Source organism: Stenotrophomonas sp. Steno-Z1 (assembly GCF_056393175.1).
The window spans coordinates 453,782-472,242 of sequence record NZ_JBWJPB010000002.1 but is presented as its reverse complement, the minus strand read 5'-3'; the positions used below and the strand labels follow the sequence as shown (position 1 = coordinate 472,242).

General features: G+C 68.3%; 13 protein-coding genes and 3 tRNA genes. 6 read left to right on the top strand and 10 right to left on the bottom strand.

Annotated elements, in window-relative coordinates:
* Positions 1 to 137: 137 nt before the first annotated feature.
* Together AC06FD_RS08845 and AC06FD_RS08840 are read right to left on the bottom strand one after the other, a co-directional pair.
* Positions 138 to 1,541, bottom strand: a complete 1,404-nt coding sequence (locus AC06FD_RS08845; protein WP_259204257.1) for a sensor histidine kinase — start codon at positions 1,539 to 1,541, stop codon at positions 138 to 140.
* Positions 1,538 to 2,266: a response regulator gene (locus tag AC06FD_RS08840; protein WP_259204255.1), complete on the bottom strand. Its 729-nt coding sequence runs from the start codon at positions 2,264 to 2,266 to the stop codon at positions 1,538 to 1,540. The genes AC06FD_RS08845 and AC06FD_RS08840 overlap by 4 nt, the downstream gene beginning before the upstream one ends.
* A 201-nt stretch (positions 2,267 to 2,467) precedes the next feature.
* Here AC06FD_RS08840 and AC06FD_RS08835 point away from each other — a divergent pair, with 201 nt between their 5' ends.
* The 3 genes from AC06FD_RS08835 to AC06FD_RS08825 are packed head-to-tail and all read left to right on the top strand — an operon-like array spanning position 2,468 to position 7,118.
* On the top strand, positions 2,468 to 3,715 hold the full coding sequence (locus AC06FD_RS08835) for an efflux RND transporter periplasmic adaptor subunit (RefSeq protein WP_478077582.1): 1,248 nt from the start codon (positions 2,468 to 2,470) through the stop codon (positions 3,713 to 3,715).
* Complete coding sequence (locus AC06FD_RS08830) at positions 3,712 to 5,682, top strand: MacB family efflux pump subunit (RefSeq protein WP_259204249.1); 1,971 nt, start codon at positions 3,712 to 3,714, stop codon at positions 5,680 to 5,682. Before AC06FD_RS08835 ends, AC06FD_RS08830 begins: the two co-directional genes overlap by 4 nt.
* Positions 5,683 to 5,684: 2 nt before the next feature.
* The gene (locus AC06FD_RS08825; RefSeq protein ID WP_259204248.1) at positions 5,685 to 7,118 is read left to right on the top strand and encodes an efflux transporter outer membrane subunit; all 1,434 of its coding nucleotides are present in this window, start codon (positions 5,685 to 5,687) and stop codon (positions 7,116 to 7,118) included.
* A 436-nt stretch (positions 7,119 to 7,554) separates the two neighbouring features.
* On the opposite strand, the gene rlmB is transcribed toward AC06FD_RS08825, so the two are convergent.
* The 3 genes from rlmB to rnr form a co-directional block, all read right to left on the bottom strand.
* Entirely contained in the window at positions 7,555 to 8,301 is a 747-nt protein-coding gene (rlmB, locus tag AC06FD_RS08820; protein WP_259204247.1) for a 23S rRNA (guanosine(2251)-2'-O)-methyltransferase RlmB, read from the bottom strand.
* Positions 8,302 to 8,463: 162 nt separating this feature from the next.
* On the bottom strand, positions 8,464 to 8,925 hold the full coding sequence (locus tag AC06FD_RS08815) for a GFA family protein (protein ID WP_478077581.1): 462 nt from the start codon (positions 8,923 to 8,925) through the stop codon (positions 8,464 to 8,466).
* A 106-nt stretch (positions 8,926 to 9,031) separates the two neighbouring features.
* Entirely contained in the window at positions 9,032 to 11,497 is a 2,466-nt protein-coding gene (gene rnr, locus AC06FD_RS08810) for a ribonuclease R (protein ID WP_449336425.1), read from the bottom strand.
* A 128-nt stretch (positions 11,498 to 11,625) separates the two neighbouring features.
* On the opposite strand from rnr, the gene AC06FD_RS08805 reads away from it, so the two are divergent.
* Positions 11,626 to 11,712: transfer RNA gene (locus tag AC06FD_RS08805), tRNA-Leu, on the top strand.
* Between the two features lie 67 nt (positions 11,713 to 11,779).
* Here AC06FD_RS08805 and AC06FD_RS08800 read toward each other — a convergent pair.
* Positions 11,780 to 12,466: a glutathione S-transferase family protein gene (locus tag AC06FD_RS08800; RefSeq protein WP_478077580.1), complete on the bottom strand. Its 687-nt coding sequence runs from the start codon at positions 12,464 to 12,466 to the stop codon at positions 11,780 to 11,782.
* 154 nt (positions 12,467 to 12,620) lie between these two features.
* Here AC06FD_RS08800 and AC06FD_RS08795 point away from each other — a divergent pair.
* Together AC06FD_RS08795 and AC06FD_RS08790 are read left to right on the top strand one after the other, a co-directional pair.
* Positions 12,621 to 12,707, top strand: a tRNA-Leu gene (locus AC06FD_RS08795).
* Between the two features lie 188 nt (positions 12,708 to 12,895).
* Positions 12,896 to 12,982 (top strand) — tRNA-Leu (locus AC06FD_RS08790).
* Positions 12,983 to 13,715: 733 nt separating this feature from the next.
* On the opposite strand, the gene emrB is transcribed toward AC06FD_RS08790, so the two are convergent.
* From emrB to AC06FD_RS08770, 4 genes are read right to left on the bottom strand one after another with little or no spacing between them, the layout of a single operon-like run.
* Complete coding sequence (gene emrB, locus AC06FD_RS08785) at positions 13,716 to 15,302, bottom strand: multidrug efflux MFS transporter permease subunit EmrB (RefSeq protein WP_394164824.1); 1,587 nt, start codon at positions 15,300 to 15,302, stop codon at positions 13,716 to 13,718.
* Between the two features lie 7 nt (positions 15,303 to 15,309).
* Positions 15,310 to 16,491 (bottom strand): multidrug efflux MFS transporter periplasmic adaptor subunit EmrA, encoded by a 1,182-nt coding sequence (gene emrA, locus AC06FD_RS08780; protein ID WP_394164825.1) that lies wholly within the window; start codon positions 16,489 to 16,491, stop codon positions 15,310 to 15,312.
* 10 nt (positions 16,492 to 16,501) lie between these two features.
* Positions 16,502 to 17,995 carry an efflux transporter outer membrane subunit gene (locus AC06FD_RS08775; protein WP_478077579.1) on the bottom strand — a complete coding sequence of 498 codons (1,494 nt, stop codon included), beginning with the start codon at positions 17,993 to 17,995 and terminating at the stop codon, positions 16,502 to 16,504.
* Positions 17,992 to 18,435: a MarR family winged helix-turn-helix transcriptional regulator gene (locus tag AC06FD_RS08770; RefSeq protein WP_259204981.1), complete on the bottom strand. Its 444-nt coding sequence runs from the start codon at positions 18,433 to 18,435 to the stop codon at positions 17,992 to 17,994. Before AC06FD_RS08770 ends, AC06FD_RS08775 begins: the two co-directional genes overlap by 4 nt.
* Positions 18,436 to 18,461 lie beyond the last annotated feature (26 nt).

Sequence of the window (18,461 nt, the reverse complement as noted above, 5' to 3'; positions counted from 1 at the left end):
CCGGGGTGGGCAGGACAGCAGGCAACAGGCGGCGATGCACTCCAATGGCAACCGACGGGCAAAGACGCGCTCATGCAGGACAACGCGGTGGGGTTGCCCATAGTAGGCAAAACCGCACCACTTTGTGTCCACGTCGTTCAGGCGTGGCGGGTGCCGCTGGCCCGCAGGCTGGCCGGCCACTCCACCACCGCCTCCAACCCGCCCTTCGGGTGGTTGCGCAGCTTCAGCCGGGCACCGTCCTTCTCGGCCAGGGCGCGGGCGATGGTCAGGCCCAGGCCGGCACCGCCGGTCGCGCGCGAGCGCGAGGTCTCCAGCCGCACGAACGGGTCGAACACCGCCTCCAGTTCGTCCTCGGCCAGGCCCGGGCCGCTGTCGCGGATGCGGACCACCACCTTGTCCGCGTCCTGCTCCACGCTGACCCGGGCCGATTGGCCGTAGGTAACCGCGTTGTCGACCAGGTTGGAGAACAACCGGTGCATGGCCAGCGGGCGCAGCATCAGCACCGCCCCGCTGGGCCGGTCGAAGCGCACGTCGGCACCGGCTTCCACCGCGTCCTCCACGATGCTCTCCAGCAGCGAATCCAGGTCCAGCGCGGCGCGCTGCTCGGCGCTCTCGGCACTCCGGGCCAGCTCCAGGCCCTCGCGGATCAAGGCCTGCATGGCCGCCAGGTCGCCGATCAGGCGCTCGCGCAGGGCTTCATCGCCCACGTTCTCCAGCCGCAACCGCAGCCGGGTCACCGGGGTCTGCAGGTCATGGGTGATGGCCGCCAGCATCTGGGTGCGCTCCCCCAGGTGGCGCTGCAGGCGCTTCTGCATGGCATTGAAGGCCTCGGCGGCGCGCTGTACCTCCAGCGGCCCGGTCACCGGCATCGGCGCGCCCTGCAGGTCATCGCCGAGTGCGGCCGCCGCGGCGGCCAGGCGCTGCAGCGGCGCGCTGGCCATGCGCGCGACCACGTAGGCCAGCACCGCGATGGCCAGCACCAGCAGGCTCAGGAACAGCGGGTCGACGGCCAGGATGCCGTTGTGCGCCACCGCCGGCGAATCCAGCGCGAGCTGCAGCGGGGTGCCATCGCTCAGGCGCAGCGCCACCATCCGGCATTTGGGCGGGATGAAGGCGGGGTCACTCTCGCGCGGCGGGCCGTTGCGCGGCTTCTTCGGGTGCGGCAGCTCGGGCAGCCGCGGCAGGCAGGAGCGGAACGAAGTGAAGGCAACCTGGCTGCTGGCCACCGGCCCGGGGCGGTCGTCCAGCACCTCCATCAGCGCGGTGTCCGGGCGCCCCACCCGCGCGCCGGGCGGCAGCCGCCGCACGCTCGGGCCACCGCTGTCGAGCAGGCGGTCGCGCAGCTCGGGGTTGCCGTCGAGCATGTTGACGAAGCCCTGCAGCCGGTCGGCGATGCGATTGAGGTTCTGTCGCTCGAACTCCTGCTGCCGCTTGGCGCTGGCCAGCATCGTCGCGCCGATCGCGGCCACGCTCATGCCCAGCAGCAGGATCACGAACAGGCGCCCCACCATCGAGGCGAAGAACCGGCCCAGGCGTCTCATTCCAGGGTCACCGCCGTGGCCAGCACGTACCCTTCATTGCGCACGGTCTTGATCAACCCGTCGCTGCCGCCATCGTCGGCCAGCTTGTTGCGCAGCCGGCTGACCTGCAGGTCGATCGCGCGGTCCTGGGATTCGTAGCTGCGGCCACTGCTCAGCGCCACCAGCTGTTCGCGCGAGAGCACCTTGTTGGCGTGCCCCACGAACACCCGCAGCAGCCGGAACTCGGCACCGGACAGGACTACCACGCGGCCATCCGGATCCAGCAGGTGGCGGTGCTCCAGGTCGAAGATCCAGTGCGAGAAGCGCGCGCGCCGGATCGCCAGCGGCTCCAGGTTGGCCGGCAGCGCTTCGGTACGGCGCAGCACGTTGCGGATACGCGCCAGTAGTTCGCGCGGCTCGAACGGTTTGCCCAGGTAGTCGTCGGCCCCCATTTCCAGGCCCAGCACGCGGTCGATCGGCTCGCTGCGCGCGGTGAGCATGATCACCGGCGTGCTCGAGCGCGCGCGCAGGTCGCGGCACAGGGTCAGGCCATCTTCGCGCGGCAGGTTGAGGTCGAGCACGATCAGGTCCACGTGCTCGCGCTCGAGCACCTGGCGCATGGCCTGGCCATCGCTGGCGGTGCTGACCTGATAGCCGGCACGGCCGAGCTGTTCGGCCAGCAGGTGGCGGATGTCGTGGTCGTCGTCGACGATCAGCAGTCGATGCATCGGATTGAGAGTCTCCATGCGGCCATGATCCCCTGTCGGGAGCTGAACCGCATCCAGTGGTTTGCGTACGCGTGTTTCAAACAAGCCGCTCGACACACAACGACATAAGAAAGCCACGCTGCGGTTACGCCCCGACACACGATGAGTGTTGAGCCAGCGCGGAGGGGTCTTCACAATGCTGACAACGCCGCACGCCGGCCTGCCGAGTAGACGATCATCGTGAAGCCCCGCCTGCCCACCACCCGTCGCGGCCGCCTGCTGCTGTCGATCATCGTCCTTGTCGCGGTGGCCGCGATTGTCGCATGGTACCTGCGCAAGCCGGCTGCCCCGGCCCTGGCCACCACCGCGGTCACCCGTGGCGACATCGAGCAGACCGTGGAAGCCACCGGCGTGATCGATGCCTACAAGCTGGTCAGCGTGGGTGCGCAGGCCTCCGGCCAGATCAAGTCGTTGAAGGTACAGCTGGGCGATACCGTCAAGGAAGGCGACCTGATCGCCGAGATCGACGCCACCACCCAGCAGAACCAGGTGCTCAACGCCCAGGCCACGCTGGACCAGGTCAAGGCGCAGCGCGCGGTGCAGCAGGCCAGCCTGCGCGAAGCCGAGCTGGAGTTCGCGCGCCAGCAGCAGATGCTGGCCGCCGAGGCCACCTCGCGTGCCGAGTACGACGCCGCCGACGCCAAGCTGAAGACCGCCCGCGCGCAGATCCAGTCCTACGACGCGCAGATCAAGGGCCGCGAGACCGAACTGGCCACCGCCCGCGCCACCCTGTCCTATACCCGCATCACCGCGCCCATGGATGGCACCGTGGTCGCCGTGGTCGCCGAGGAAGGGCGCACGGTGAACGCCAACCAGACCGCGCCGACGATCGTGATGCTGGCCCGCCTGGACCTGGTCACGGTCAATGCCGAGGTCTCCGAGGCGGACGTGGTCAAGATCAAGGCCGGCATGCCGGTGTACTTCACCACGCTGGGCGAGCCGGACCGCAAGTACCACGCCACCCTGCGCCAGATCAATCCGGCGCCGGCCTCGATCGCCAACGACAGTTCGTCCAGTTCCAGTGCGTCCAGTTCCAGTTCCAGCAGCGCGGTGTACTACAACGCGTTGTTCGACGTGGAAAACCCGGACGGCAGCCTGCGCATCGACATGACCGCGCAGGTCTCGGTGATGCTCAAGCAGGCCAAGGGCGTGCTGACCATCCCGGCGGTGGCGCTGGGCCCGAAGACCCGCGATGGCCAGTACATGGTGCGCGTGGCCGACGCCGACGGCATGCCGGCCCCGCGCAAGGTCAGGATCGGCATCAACAACGGCGCTACGGCCGAGGTGCTGTCCGGCGTGGAGGAAGGCGAGAAGGTGGTGGTCGGCGAAGGCGGCGCGGCCGCGGCCGCGGCCGGCAGTGGCGGCGGCGGTGGCCGCGGCGCCCAGGTCCGCATCGGTGGCCCGGGCATGGGTGGGCCGCGTCGATGAGCCCGGCGTCGAAAGACATGCCACTGCTGCGCCTGCGCGACCTGCGCCGCGAGTTTCCCGCCGGCGATGAGACCATCGCCGTGCTGCGCGACGTCAACCTGGACATCGCCGCCGGCGAGATCGTCGCCATCGTCGGCCAGTCCGGCTCCGGCAAGTCCACGCTGATGAACATCCTCGGCTGCCTGGACCGCCCCACCCGCGGCAGCTACCAGGTAGCCGGCCGCGAGACCGGCAGCATGCTGCCGGATGAGCTGGCCGAACTGCGCCGCGAGCATTTCGGCTTCATCTTCCAGCGCTATCACCTGCTCGGCGACCTCGACGCGCGCGGCAACGTGGAGGTGCCGGCGGTCTATGCCGGCAGCCCCGCCCCCGTGCGCACCGCGCGCGCCGAACAGCTCCTGCAGCGGCTGGGCCTGGGCGATCGCATGCAGCACAAGCCCGGCCAGCTTTCCGGTGGCCAGCAGCAGCGCGTGTCGATCGCACGGGCGCTGATGAACGGTGGCGAGGTGATCCTGGCCGACGAGCCGACCGGCGCGCTGGACACCCGGTCCGGCGAGGAAGTGATGGGCATCCTCGGCGAGCTGCACGCCGAAGGCCACACCATCATCATCGTCACCCACGACATGAGCGTGGCCGAGCACGCCCAGCGCATCATCGAGATCCGCGACGGTGAAATCATCGCCGACCGCGCCAACCCCAACGCACCGACCTATCGTGCCCAGCGCGACGCCACCGTGGCCGCCGGCAAGGGCCACAGCTGGCGCGCCGCGCGCGACCGCTTCACCGAGGCATTCCGGATGGCCTTGCTGGCGATGAATGCCCATCGCCTGCGCACGTTCCTGACCATGCTCGGCATCATCATCGGCATCGCCTCGGTGGTCTCGGTGGTGGCCCTGGGCAATGGGTCGCAGCAGCAGATCCTGCAGAACATCAGTGCGCTGGGCACCAACACCATCGACGTCTACTCCGGGCGCGGCTTCGGCGACATGCGCTCGGCGCGCGTGCAGACCCTCAAGGCCAGCGATTCGGACGCGCTGGCACGGCAGAGCTATGTGGACAGCTCCACCCCGAGCGTCTCCTCCTCGGTCACCGCGCGCTACCGCAACCAGTCGGCCACCGCGCAGGTAAGTGGCGTGGGCGAGCAGTTCTTCCGGGTCAAGGGCGTCACCCTCAGCCAGGGCAGCTTCTTCGATGGCGATGCGGTCAAGGGCCTGGCCCAGGTGGCGGTAATCGACGAGAACACGCGCACCCAGTTCTTCCCCAACGGCGCCGATCCCATCGGCCAGGTGATCCTACTCGGCAACGTGCCGGTACGGGTGATCGGCGTGGCGCAGCGACAGAGCTTCGGCTTCGGTGGCAGCACCAGCCTGGGCGTGTGGGTGCCGTACACCACGGTGATGTCGCGCATGCTCGGCCAGAGCTATGTATCCAGCATCACCGTGCGCGTGGATGACAGCACGCCGATGGATGCAGCGCAGGCGGCGATTTCCAAGCTGCTGATCATGCGCCACGGCACCGAGGACTTCTTCCTCAGCAACAGTGCCGAGATCCGCGAGACCATCGAGCAGACCACCCGCACCATGACCCTGCTGATCAGCGCGATCGCCGCGATCGCGCTGCTGGTGGGCGGCATCGGGGTGATGAACATCATGCTGGTGTCGGTGACCGAGCGCACCCGCGAAATCGGCGTGCGCATGGCCGTGGGCGCGCGACAGAGCGACATCCGCCAGCAGTTCCTGATCGAGGCGGTGCTGGTGTGCCTGCTCGGCGGCCTGCTCGGCGTGGGCCTGTCGCTGCTGGTGGGCTGGCTGTTCGGCAAGTTCGCCCCGGATTTCCAGATGGTGTACTCGACCGCGTCGATCGTCGCGGCCTTCGCCTGCTCCAGCCTGATCGGCGTGGCGTTCGGCTTCCTTCCGGCGCGCAATGCCGCCCAACTTGATCCCGTGGAGGCGCTGGCGCGCGAATGATGATGGTCCTTTCTCCGCTTACCCTCGCCCGCCTTCGCCCACTGGCCCTAGCCTGCGCCACCACGCTGGCGCTCGGCGCCTGCGTCAGCACCGGGCACTACCAGGTCGATGCACCGACCGTGCCGGCCGGCTACGGGCGGGGCGATGCGGCACGCAACGCCCCCACCGAAACCGTGGACGCGCTGCCGCATGCCGCCAGCACCGATGTGCGCGACGACCCCTGGTGGCACCAGTTTGGCGACCCGGGCCTGGACCGGGTGGTCGAGCGCGCCCTGGCCGCCAACACCGACCTGGCCTCGGCCGGGCTGGCCGTGCAGCGCGCACGCCTGCAGGCCGGGCTGGCCGACAACGCCTTGTGGCCGCAGCCCGGCGGCAGCGTCGGCAGCAACGGCAGCCGCGCCATCGACCAGCGCGCCGACTGGAGCCGTAACAGCTCGGCCAGCGTGTCCCTGCAGTGGGAAATCGACCTGTGGGGCCGCCTGCGCACCCAGCGCGACATCGCCCAGTGGGAGGCGCAGGCGCGTGAGGAAGACCTGCAGAACACCGCGTTGCTGGTGGTCGGCGATGTGGCCACGCAGTACTGGACGCTGGCCTTCCTCAACCAGTCGATCACCGCCGGCCAGGCCAACCTGGCCCGCCTGGAGCGCACCCGGCAACTGGTCCAGGCGCGCTTCGACGCCGGCGCGGTGTCGCGCCTGGAGGTCCGCCAGGCCACCCAGAGCCTGGAAGCGCAGCGCGCCGCGCAGAGCGCGCTGGAGCAGCAGCGCGTGGCCAGCCGCAATGCCCTGACCGTGCTGCTGGACGGGCAACCGTGGCCGCTGGACGAAGAGCCGCAGCAACTGCGTGATGGTGGCCGCCCGGTCGTGGCCGAAGGCCTGCCGGCCGACCTGCTCGGGCGGCGACCGGACCTGCGCGCGGCCGAGCTGCGGCTGCGCAACAGCCTCAAGACGATCAAGGTGACCGCCACCCAGTACTACCCCGCGCTGAGCCTCACCGGCAGCGTCGGCAGCGGCGCGACGTCGTTGTCCAACGTGCTGGAAAACCCGGTCGCCACGCTGGGCGCCGGCCTGTCGCTGCCGTTCCTCAACATCCGCCAGGCGCAGTTGAACACGCGCATGGCCGGCACCGACTACCAGATCGCGGCCAACGAGTTCCGTCGCACGCTGTATACCGCGCTGTCGGAGGTGGACAACGCGCTGTCGGCCCGCGAGCAGTTCGCGCGCCAGGTAGCCTCGTCGCAGGCGTCGTATGACGAGGCGGTGGAGATCGAGCGGATGTACGAAGTGCGTTACCGCGTGGGTGCCACCGACCTGCGCACCTGGCTGGAAGCGCAGCAGACCCGCCGCGACGCGGAGCTGTCGCTGGCCTCGGTGAAGCAGAAGCAGCTGATCAACGATGTGACGCTGTTCAAGGCGCTGGGCGGCAGCGCGGGGTAACCGTAGAGCCGACCGTTGGTCGGCTGCTCTACGTACCGGGTCTGCAGCCGACCAACGGTCGGCTCTACGTATCGGGTGTGCAGCCGACCAACGGTCGGCGCTACGTACCGGGTCTGCAGCCGACCGACGGTCGGCGCTACGTATCGGGTCTTCAGCCGACCAACGGTCGGCGCTACGTACCGGGTCTGCAGCCGACCAACGGTCGGATCCACGTATCGGGTCTTCAGCCGACCAACGGTCGGCGCTACGTATCGGGTCTTCAGCCGACCAACGGTCGGCTCTACGCATCGGGTCTTCAGCCGACTAACGGTCGGCTCTACGTACCGGGTCTTCAGCCGACCAACGGTCGGCTCTACGTACCGGGTCTTCAGCCGACCAACGGTCGGCTCTACGTACCGGGTCTGCAGCCGACCAACGGTCGGCTCTACCGGCGCGGTTACAGACCGCGCTGGCGGACGGCTTCGAACAGGCTCACGCCGGTGGCGACGGAGACGTTCAGGCTTTCAATGTCGCCCGGCATCGGGATCTTGACCAGGCTGTCGCAGTTCTCGCGGGTGAGGCGGCGCAGGCCGTCGGCTTCGCCGCCCAGCACTAGCGCCACGTTGCCCTTCAGGTCGATCGAATACAGCGAGGCGGTGGCTTCGCCGGCCAGTCCGTAGATCCACACCCCCAGCTTCTGCAGATCCTTCAGGCAACGCGACAGGTTGGTCACCGCCACCACCGGGATGCGATCGGCGGCACCGGCCGAGGTCTTGCGCACGGTGGCGTTGACCGTCGCGGACTTGTCCTTGGGAATGATCACCGCGGTGGCACCGGCGGCAGCCGCGCTGCGCAGGCAGGCGCCGAGGTTGTGCGGGTCCTGCACCTCGTCGAGCACCAGCAGCAGGGCCTTGCCCTCGGCGGCCTCGACCAGGCCTTCCAGCTCGTTTTCGCTATAGGTACGTGCGGCCTGGTAGCGCGCGGCAACGCCCTGGTGGCGCACCGAGCCGCCCACGCCGTCCAGCGCCTGGGTGTTGACCTTGCGCACGTCGATGCCCTTGCGCCGCGCATTCTCTTCGATCTCGACCAGCCGCGGATTCTTCGCGCTGGCTTCGATCAGCACCTCGCGGACGTTCTCGGCATCGTTCTCGATCGAAGAGGCGACGGCGTTGACGCCGACGATCCACTGGCTTTGCTTGCTCATTGCGGGGGCACGACCGGTACAGGGGGTGGTAATGGTAGAGCATCAAGGCCCGCCCTGCCCTGCCGGGCGTTCACTCCCGGCCGCGCAGGGACCGCTGCCCCCTCCGCGCCGGCCGCGTCCGCGGGCGCCCACGCGCCCCGGCCAGGCCCTGCCTGCCCCTGATCATGGCGTGTCATGGTCAGGGTGCTGGTGCGAGACCAGGCCCTGCAGCAGCGCCATTTCCGGATCGTCCTCGTCGCGGATCACGGCCAGGGCGCCCAGGCCGTCCACGAACGGCAGCTTGCTCTCCACCCCGTACTGCACGGTCGGCGGCAAACGGGCCGGCGCATCGAAGGCCCCGGCGGCGATGGCCATGCCGTCGGGCGCCTCGTAGGTCAACGGCGTGCCGCAGTCCGCGCAGAAACCGCGCTTGACCAGGTTGGACGAGGCGAACCGGCGCGGCTCGCCCCGGGTCCAGCGGAAGTCGACCTGGCGCACCGACACCAGCGGTGCGTAATAGGCACCGAACGCCTTCTGGCACATCCGACAGTGGCAGATCGAACTGTCGGTCAGCGCACCGCGCACATGGAAGCGGACCGCGCCGCACTGGCAGCCGCCGCTGTACTGGGGGGTGTCGTCGGGCATGGCATGCGCTCCGATCGGTGTGTGCAGGGTGCGGCCCAAGCGGATGCCGACCCAGGGTCGGCACCGGCACGGGCGGGGTACCGGCCGGAGCCGGTACGCGCGTCGGTCAGTACTTCTGCTTCTGGCGCTTGGCGGGCTGGCCGCGCGGCGGCAGCTCGGCCACCTCGTCGTCCTTTTCCTCGACCAGGCGGAAGTCGATCTTGCGCTCCTCCATGCTGGCCTTGAGCACCAGGATGCGCACCCGGTCACCCAGGCGGTAGGCCTTGCCGCGGCGTTCGCCGCTGAGGGTCTTGCGGGTAGCGTCGAACTGGTAATAGTCGTGCGGGAGCTGGGTCACGTGGACCAGGCCGTTGACCTTGGATTCGTCCAGTTCCACGAACAGGCCGAAGCTGGTCACGCCACTGATCACGCCGTCGAACTGACCGCCGACGTGCTTTTCCATCCACGCCGCGCGGTAGCGCTCGTCGACTTCGCGCTCGGCCTCGTCGGCGCGGCGCTCACGCTCGGAACACTGCAGCGCCAGTGCGGCCATCTCGCGTGCCGAGTAGGTGAACTTCTCCACCGGCGCGCCGCTGAGGGCATGCTTGATCGCGCGGTGCACCAGCAGGTCGGGGTAGCGACGGATCGGCGAGGTGAAGTGGGCGTAGGCGTCCAGCGACAGGCCGAAGTGGCCCTGGTTGTCCGGCGAATACACCGCCAGGCTCTGGCTGCGCAGCAGGACCGATTCCAGCAGTGCCGCATCCGGGCGCTCGCGCACCTTCTTGAGCAGCTTGGTGTAATCGCCCGGCTGCACCTTCGACCACGGCGGCAGGCTCAGCTTGAATTCCTTGAGGAACTCCAGCAGGTCGTCGTACTTGGCTTCCGGCGGCTTGGCATGGTCGCGGAACGGCGCCGGCACCTGCTTGTGCAGCAGGTAACGGGCGGCCTGCACGTTGGCCGCGATCATGCATTCTTCGATCAGCTTGTGCGCATCGTTGCGCACCAGCATGCCGGCCTGGGTGACCTCACCGGTGTTGTCGAGCACGAAGCGCACTTCAGACGACTCGAACTCGATCGCGCCGCGCTTGGTACGCGCCTTGGCCAGCACCTTGTACAGCTGGTGCAGGCGCTCGACCTGCGGCAGCACCGCGGCGATCTGGTTGCGCACGGCCGTGTCGTTCTCGCCGACCGCCTGCCAGACCTGGGTGTAGGTCAGGCGGGCGTGCGAATTCATCACCGCCTCGTAGAAGCGCGAATGGACCACCTCGCCCTCGCGGCTCACCTGCATGTCGCAGACGAAGCACATGCGGTCGACCTTGGGCATCAGCGAGCAGATGCCGTTGGAGAGAGTCTCCGGCAGCATCGGCACCACGAAGCCCGGGAAGTACACCGAGGTGGCGCGCTTCTGGGCTTCATCGTCCAGCGGGGTGCCGGGGCGCACGTAATTGGACACGTCGGCGATGGCCACGACCAGGCGGAAGCCGTCGGCATTGGGTTCGCAATAGACCGCGTCGTCGAAGTCCTTGGCATCCTCGCCATCGATGGTCACCAGCGGCGTACTGCGCAGGTCCACGCGGCCGCCGATCATCGACGGCTCCACCACCAGCGGCACCGCCGAGGCCTCGTTGAGTACCTCCTGCGGGAACTCGAACGGCAGCTCGTGGCCATGGATCGCCGTTTCCACGATCAGCGAAGCGGTCAGCTTGTCGCCGAGCACCGCGATGATGCGGCCGATCGGCGGGCGCCGCGTATCCGGCGCCTGGGTCAGCTCGCAGACCACCAGCTGGCCGTCGCGGGCATCGCCGGTCTGGTCGGGCGGGATCTGCACATTGCGCTGCACGCGCTTGTCGTCGGGGACCACGTAATTGATGCCGAACTCGACGCTGAAGCGGCCGATCAGGCGGGTCATGCCGCGCTCGAGCACGCGGGCGATGCTGCCCTCGCGACGGCCACGACGATCGATGCCGGTGACGTTGGCCAGCACGCGGTCGCCATGCATGACCTTGCGCATTTCATACGGCGGCAGGAACAGGTCGTCGCCGCCCTCCACCGGGCGCAGGAAGCCGAAGCCTTCCGGGTTGGCGATGACCACGCCGGTGATCAGGTTGGTGGCCTGCACCGGGGCGAAGCCGCCGCGGCGGTTCTGTACGAGCTGGCCGTCGCGCACCATCGCGCCCAGGCGTTTGCCCAGTGCATCGGCGCGATCCGGTTCGGTCAGGCCCAGGTGGATGCCGATCTCCTCGGCGGTCTGCGGGCCGTCGCAGCGGTCCAGCAGCTGCAGGATCGCCTCGCGGCTGGCGATGGGCTGGGCATAGCGCTCGGCCTCACGCGCCGCGTGCGGGTCGATCACGTTCATGTCGGCGGTACTCGGGTGCGGGCGTCGGCGGGTCGGGATCGGCGCGCCGGTGTCCGGCTTCGGGCCGCCGCGCTTGCCGCCCCGCGGCGGCGCCGGGGTGTTCATCGATTCGGGCATCCACGGTGGCAGCTTGCCGGCCTTCTTGGCGGCAGCGCGGGGCTTGCCCGACGGACCGGCAGCCTGGGGCGCCGGGGACTTGGGGGCTTTCGCGCCCCGGGTCGGTTTCTTTGGTTTCATTGGCCTCCATGGTAACCGCTGATGGTGTGCAGAACCGGTCTAGGCAGATGCGGATGCAGGTTTGTGAAGAAATTTAACAAAAGCGTTGACAAGCCCCGGCGGCATCGCCACAATTCGCCTCCTGAGTCGCCCAGGTGGCGGAATTGGTAGACGCACTAGCTTCAGGTGCTAGCGGGGGCAACTTCGTGGAGGTTCGAGTCCTCTCCTGGGCACCATGACTCAGACAATGATCAAACCCGCGCAAGCGGGTTTTTTCGTTTCTGCCCTCCCGCACCGCGCGGATCAGGCCTGCGGGTCGTAGTAGCGGCGGGCCAGCCCCGCCCGTCCCGGGAAGTACTTGAACCACGGGCGGGCCGCATCGACCACCGCGGCCACGTCCGCATGCGCCATCAACCGCGCCACGTACGCCGACAGCGCGGTATGCGCGTCGGGCAACGGCACGTAGGCCACGGCATAGAACAGGGCGGGCGCCGCGGCGCAGTCGGCCAGGGTGAACGCCTCGCCGGTCAGCCAGCGCCGCCCCTCGAGCTGGCGATCCAGCAATGCGTAACTTTTGAGCAGGGTGGCCCGCGCCGCCGCCGTGGCCTGCGCATCCCCCTGCGCGTCCGGCTGCAGCAGCGCGGCGGTCAGCGCCTGCATCGGGGTCATGACGTAGAAGTCGCAGAACCGGTCCCAGAACCTCACCGCCAGCGCCTGCGCCGGATCCGCTGGAATCAGCCACGCACCGTCGGCGGCATGGTGGAGCTGGAGGTACTCGATGATGATGCTGGTCTCGCCGATGGGCGTGCCCTGCTCGATCAGCAGCGGCATCTTGTCCAGCGGCCACAGTGCCCGGAATGCCGCGCGCTCGACCGGGTCGCCGAGGTTCGACAGGCGCGTGTCCAGCGCGACGCCGAGCACGCCGGCGGCGATGAGCACCTTCTGGCAGCACGAAGACAGCGGGTGGAAGTGCAGGATCGGGGTGTCCATGGGAACGCCTTGCTGCGGGGTACGACGAGTATTTTGAGTGGCCGCATGCGGGGTCAAGCCGCGCCGCGGCAGCGCTGGCGCCACCCGGTGTCGATAGCGGGGCAGAATGCGTTGACAGGCCTGCAATGCTTCCGCATAATTCGCCCCCTGAGTCGCCCAGGTGGCGGAATTGGTAGACGCACTAGCTTCAGGTGCTAGCGGGGGCAACTTCGTGGAGGTTCGAGTCCTCTCCTGGGCACCATGACTCAGACAATGATCAAACCCGCGCAAGCGGGTTTTTTCGTTTCTGGCGTTGGCTGACGTTGGACTGGGACGCCATGCCTCACGCGGCATGTGGAGCGGTGAAGCAGCGTCGCGCCAGCATCGAAATTTCCCGCGAAATGCTGTTGACACAATTTCAGTTCTCCCGCAGAATTCTCCTCCTGAGTCGCCCAGGTGGCGGAATTGGTAGACGCACTAGCTTCAGGTGCTAGCGGGGGCAACTTCGTGGAGGTTCGAGTCCTCTCCTGGGCACCATGACTCAGATAATGATCAAACCCGCGAAAGCGGGTTTTTTCATGTCTGGGGTTTGGGGTTTGTTTCTTTTTTTAGAAGCCAAGGCCAGAGCCTGAAGCCAGAGCCCAGAGCCCAGAGCCCAGAGCCAGTGCGTTGCGTTTGTGCCTGCGCCGGGCTGGGCGGGGATGTGTGGGTTCGCGGGACACGCCGTGAATCCATCCGTGGAGGCTCGCGTACGCCATCCATGGCGTACGACGGTCCCGCGAACCCACACACCCCCGCCCCAGACAGTGGGCCGGTGGCCAACGTACAAGACCTAACGCGGTAGAGCCGACCGTTGGTCGGCTGCCTTGCTGCCTCGCTACTTGCTGCCTGTTGCCTGTTGCCTGTTGCCTGCTGCTTTGCTGCTTTGCTGCTTTGCTGCCTGCTGCTTTGCTGTTGGGCTGTTGGGCTGTTGGGTTGTAGAGCTGTTGGGCTATTGGCCGTTCGCTCTTCGTCGCGCACCGACTCACTTTCAAGGGCGGGTACGGGTGGGTTGGCGGGACCGTAGAGCGCCATGGATGGCGCGAACGAGCCTACAGGGACGTACTTGCGGCGTGTCCCGCCAGCCCACCCGTACCCGACCAAGCCACGAGAAATACAGACGATGCGCTGTTGCTCTGCTGTTGCTCTGCTCTGCACGTGCTCTTCGCAGCCAACATGAAAAAAACCCCGCCTTTCGACGGGGTTTTGTTCGTTTCAGCTCAACTGCGGATCAATGCCCGCCGGCCGACGCCGCGCCCGCGCCTGCACCGAACGGTGGTTTGGCCAGCCACAGGAAGGCGATGATCGCCAGGAAGATCCAGCCCAGCAGGAAGAAGATGTCGTTGAAGCCCATCTGCGATGCCTGGTGGTTGATCATGTTGTTGAGCACGGCCGCGCCATGCTGCAGGTCGCCCTGCCCCATCGCCGCCACCTGGTCCTGCATGCCCGGCTGGTAGGCCGAGATGTGCTCGGTCAGGTCGGCGTGGTGTACCTGGGTCCGGCGCGCCCACAGCCAGGTCGTCAACGACGCCGCGAAGCTGCCGCCCAGCGTGCGCAGGAAGGTGGCCAGGCCCGAACCCGCCGCGATCTCGCGACCGTCCAGGTCCGACAGCAGGATCTGCAGCACCGGCATGAAGAACAGCGCAACGCCAATGCCCATGATCAGCTGGACGCCGGCCACGTGCGCGTAGTCCACCTGCAGGTTGAAGTCCGAGCGCATGAAACTGGTGAAGGACAGGAACACGAACGCGAACGAGGCGATCATGCGCATGTCGAAACGCGAGGCGTACTTGCCCACGAACGGCGTCATGATCACCGGCAGGATGCCGATCGGCGCCGTCGCCAGGCCCGCCCAGATCGCGGTATAGCCCATGTCGCGCTGCAACCATTGCGGGATCAGCAGCGAGACGCTGAAGAATGCCGCGTACGCCACCACCATCGCCAGCGTACCGGCGCGGAAATTCCGGTGGCGGAACAGCTTCAGGTCGACGATCGGGTCCTTGTCGGTCAGCTCCCAGATCAGGAACACCGCCAGTGCCACCACCGCCACGCAGGCCAGCACCACGATCTTGGTCGAGGAGAACCAGTCTTCGTCGTTGCCCAGGTCGAGCACTAGCTGCAATGCGCCCACGCCGACCACCAGGGTGATCAGGCCGACGTAATCCATCTTCGGCTTCTCGATCTGCTCGGGGCGGCCCTTCAACTGGCTGCCTACCACCATCGCGGCGAAAATGCCCAGCGGCACGTTGATCAGGAAGATCCATTCCCAGCTGTAGTTGTCGGTGATCCAGCCGCCCAGGATCGGGCCGCAGATCGGCGCGACCACCGTGATCATCGCCAGCAGCGCCAGCGCCTGCCCCCGTTTCTCGCGGGGGTAGATCGAGACCAGCAGCGACTGCGTGATCGGATACATCGGGCCGGCCACGAATCCCTGCAGCGCGCGCGACAGCACCAGCATGCCCATGCTCTGGGCCAGGCCGCACAGCAGCGAGGTGACCACGAAGGCCAGCGTCGCCCAGACGAACAGCTTGCGTTCGCCGAAGCGACGGCTCAGGAAGCCGGTCAGGGGCAGCGCGATCGCGGTGCTGACCGCGAACGAGGTGATGACCCAGGTGGCCTGCTGCGAACTGGCGCCGAGGTTGCCGGCGATGGTCGGCAGCGAGACGTTGGCGATGGTGGTGTCGAGCACCTGCATGAACGAGGCCATCGCCAGGCCGACGGTGCACAGGGCCACGCTGGGCGGCAGGAAACCGGCGGCCGCACCTGGCGCCGACGGTGCGCCCGGGGTGCCGGGCGCGGCGGGAGCTTGTGCGGACATGGCGGCCTCAGTTCGCCTTGGCCTGCTGCGGCAGGTTGCCCTGGATGATCGTATGGATCACGTCATCGGCGCTGTGCAGCTGCTTGGCGTAGACGTCGGTGTCGAACACCTGGCCCTTGGCGAACTGCGTCGGCAGCACGGTGCCCTTCTGGTCGCGCAGGCTCACTTCGGCCTTGATCGACAGGCCGATGCGCAGCGGGTGCTCGGCCAGCTGCTTGGGATCGATGGCGATGCGCACCGGCACGCGCTGCACGATCTTGATCCAGTTGCCGCTGGCGTTCTGCGCCGGCAGCAGCGAGAACGCCGAGCCGGTGCCCAGGCCGAGGCTGTCGATGCGCCCCTTGTAGGTGACATCACCGCCGTACAGGTCCGAGCGCAGCTCCACTTCCTGGCCCAGGCGCATGTGGCGCAACTGGGTTTCCTTGAAGTTGGCTTCCACCCACATCTGGTCGGTGGGCACCACCGCCATCAGCGCGGTACCCGGCTGCACGCGCTGGCCAACCTGCACCGAACGACGGGCGATATATCCGCTGACCGGGGCGACGATGCCGGCGCGGGCGTTGTTGAGGTAGGCCTGGCGCAGCTGCGCGGCGGCGGCCTGCACGTCCGGCTGGGTGGCAATCACGGTGTCATCGACCAACGCATTGCTGCGCTCGAAGGTTTCGCGCGAACCGGCCACGGCCGCTTCTGCACCGGCCAGTTCGTCGCGGGCGTGCGCCAGCTCTTCGTTGGAGATCGCGCCGGTGGCAGCCAGGTCCTTGCGGCGGTTGAAGTCCTCGCGGACGCGCTTCAAGGTCACCTGGCGGGCGTTCAGATCCGCCTGCGCGCCTTCGACGCTGCGATACAGGCCGCGGGTCTGGCGCACGGTCTTGGCCAGGTTGGCTTCGGCCTGCTGCAGTGCCACTTCGGTGTCGGCCGGGTCCAGCTGCACCAGCAGCTGGCCGCGCTCGACGCGCATGCCGTCATCGGCGTTGATGGCCACCACGGTACCGGCCACCAGCGGGGTGATCTGGACCTGGTTGCCCTGCACGTAGGCATCGTCGGTGTCTTCGAACCAACGGCCGAACATGAAGTACCACAGCGCCAGCGCGGCCAGCAGCAGCACCACGATGACCAACAGGCCGCGCAGCAGCTTGCCGCGACGGGACGGAGCTGCCGGGGCGGCAGCGGGAGCGGATGTCTGGCTCATGGGAGGCGTCTCAGGAATGCGTGGAATCAGGGGCGGTGGCGAGCGTGGCGGTGTCGCCGGACGGGGTGAACCCACCGCCCAGCGACTGGCTCAGCCGTACCGAAACAAGGATCTGGCGGGACTGCAGTTCGGCCAGCCGCTGCTGGGACACCAACAGCTGCTCTTCGACCACCAGCACTTCAAGGTAGCTGCCGATGCCGGCGCGGTAGCGCTGCTCGGCCAGGTCGTGGGCGGCGCGGGCGGTATCCACCGCCTGCTGCTGCGCGGCGGCCTGGCTGGCCAGCGAGCGCACCGCATTGACCTGGTCGGCGACGTCGCGCAGCGCGTTGACGACCGACTGGTTGTAGTCGGCCACGGCCAGGTCGTACTGCGCGTCGGTCTTGTCCAGGTTGGCGCGCAGGCGGCCGCCATCGAAGATCGGCAGGCTCAGCGCCGGGCCCAGGAAGGCGAAGGTGGAGCCGCTCTTCAGCAACTGGTCCACTTCACTGGAGACCACCCCGCCGAGGGCCGTCAGGTTGAGGCTCGGGTAGAACTGCGCCTTGGCCGCGTGGATCTGGCGGTTGGCCGCCTCCACGCGCCAGCGCGCCGCCACGATGTCCGGGCGCCGGCCAAGCAGCGCGCTGGGCAGCACGCCGGGCAACTGCAGCGCCAGCGGGCTGAGTACGCGCGGGCGCTCGATCTGCAGGCCACGGTCCGGCCCCTGCCCGACCAGCGCGGCCAGCGCGGTGCGGGCCTCGTCGATCTGCTGCTGGGCGGCCTGTTGCTGCTGCTGCGCGGCCGGGATGCGGGCTTCGGCCTGGCGGGTCTGCAGGTCGCTGTCGATGCCGGCTGCGCGCCGTTGCCGGGTCAGGTCCAGGGTCTTCTGCGAGCGCCCGAGCTCTTCGCTGGCCACGTCGAGCAGCGTGTAGGCATAGCCCAACTGCGCATACGCCTCGGTGATCGCGGCGGACAGGTTCAGGCGTGCGGCCTGTGCATCCACTTCGGCGGCATGGCCGCTGTCCACGGCCGCTTCCCAGGCGGCGCGCTTGCCGCCCCACAGGTCGATGCCATAGCTGAAGCTGAGATAGGCCTGGCCGCTGCCGGCATAGCTGCCCCCCAGTTCGTCGCCGACCATCGATTCGGGCAGGCGCACGCCGGTGTAGCCGCCGGAGGCGGACAGGCTGGGCAGCCGCTCGGCATGGGCGGTGCCGATCTGGGCGCGGGCCTGGCGCAGGCGCGCATCGGCCGCGTCCAGGCCCGGGTTGCGCTGCAGGCCTTCGGCAATCAGCGCGTCCAGCTGGGGGTCGCCCAGCGCGCGCCACCAGTCGGTGGCCGGCCAGCCGGGCTGGCTCAGGCCGTCGGCGGCCAGGGTGCGCTGGGTCTGCAGGCTGTCGGCGTCGAGCAGCGTGGCCTGCGGTTGCAGGCCGCGGCTGCTGGCACAGGCGGCCAGCGCCAGGGCCAGCACGGACACCAGCACCGGGCGCAGCGGACGCAGCGGGGAAGTGCGATCAGGGGAGGAGGTCATGGCGTAATCAGCGAGTCACGTACACGGGTCATGAGGGAAAGCAGCTGCGCGCGCTCGTCGGAGGACAAGTCGCGCATCGCGTCGTCGATGGTCTGGTCGCCGCGCTGCTTCAGCCGGGCCCACAACTGGCGGCCTTCTTCAGTCAATACGATCTGCAACGCCCGCCGGTCCTGGGCATGCGGCTCGCGCCGCACGCAGCCCATGGCTTCCAGCTTGTCCAGCAGGCGGGTCACCGCGCTGGGCACCTGGTCCAGGGCCTGGGCCAACTCGTTGGCGGTGCACGGGGCCTTGACCGAGAGCACCTTCAAGCCGAGGTAGTGGGTGAACCCAATGCCGAGGTTTTCCTCGGCCATCGACGTGTCGAGCTGACGGACCAGGCCGTCGCGCACCTGGCGCAACAGCAGCCCGAAGCTGGGAGGAGTGGATTCAGGGCAGATCATCATGGGGGCGCACTTTACTTCCAGAA

What these genes read in the sequence shown, in the direction of transcription:
- AC06FD_RS08840 (WP_259204255.1), bottom strand. Translation starts at nt 2,266, where the DNA reads ATGGAGACTCTCAATCCGATGCATCGACTGCTGATCGTCGACGACGAC.
- AC06FD_RS08815 (WP_478077581.1), bottom strand. Translation starts at nt 8,925, where the DNA reads ATGCCCGACGACACCCCCCAGTACAGCGGCGGCTGCCAGTGCGGCGCG.
- emrB (WP_394164824.1), bottom strand. Translation starts at nt 15,302, where the DNA reads ATGTCCGCACAAGCTCCCGCCGCGCCCGGCACCCCGGGCGCACCGTCG.
- emrA (WP_394164825.1), bottom strand. Translation starts at nt 16,491, where the DNA reads ATGAGCCAGACATCCGCTCCCGCTGCCGCCCCGGCAGCTCCGTCCCGT.
- AC06FD_RS08830 (WP_259204249.1), top strand. Translation starts at nt 3,712, where the DNA reads ATGAGCCCGGCGTCGAAAGACATGCCACTGCTGCGCCTGCGCGACCTG.
- rnr (WP_449336425.1), bottom strand. Translation starts at nt 11,497, where the DNA reads ATGAAACCAAAGAAACCGACCCGGGGCGCGAAAGCCCCCAAGTCCCCG.
- AC06FD_RS08770 (WP_259204981.1), bottom strand. Translation starts at nt 18,435, where the DNA reads ATGATCTGCCCTGAATCCACTCCTCCCAGCTTCGGGCTGCTGTTGCGC.
- AC06FD_RS08800 (WP_478077580.1), bottom strand. Translation starts at nt 12,466, where the DNA reads ATGGACACCCCGATCCTGCACTTCCACCCGCTGTCTTCGTGCTGCCAG.
- AC06FD_RS08825 (WP_259204248.1), top strand. Translation starts at nt 5,685, where the DNA reads ATGGTCCTTTCTCCGCTTACCCTCGCCCGCCTTCGCCCACTGGCCCTA.
- AC06FD_RS08775 (WP_478077579.1), bottom strand. Translation starts at nt 17,995, where the DNA reads ATGACCTCCTCCCCTGATCGCACTTCCCCGCTGCGTCCGCTGCGCCCG.
- rlmB (WP_259204247.1), bottom strand. Translation starts at nt 8,301, where the DNA reads ATGAGCAAGCAAAGCCAGTGGATCGTCGGCGTCAACGCCGTCGCCTCT.
- AC06FD_RS08845 (WP_259204257.1), bottom strand. Translation starts at nt 1,541, where the DNA reads ATGAGACGCCTGGGCCGGTTCTTCGCCTCGATGGTGGGGCGCCTGTTC.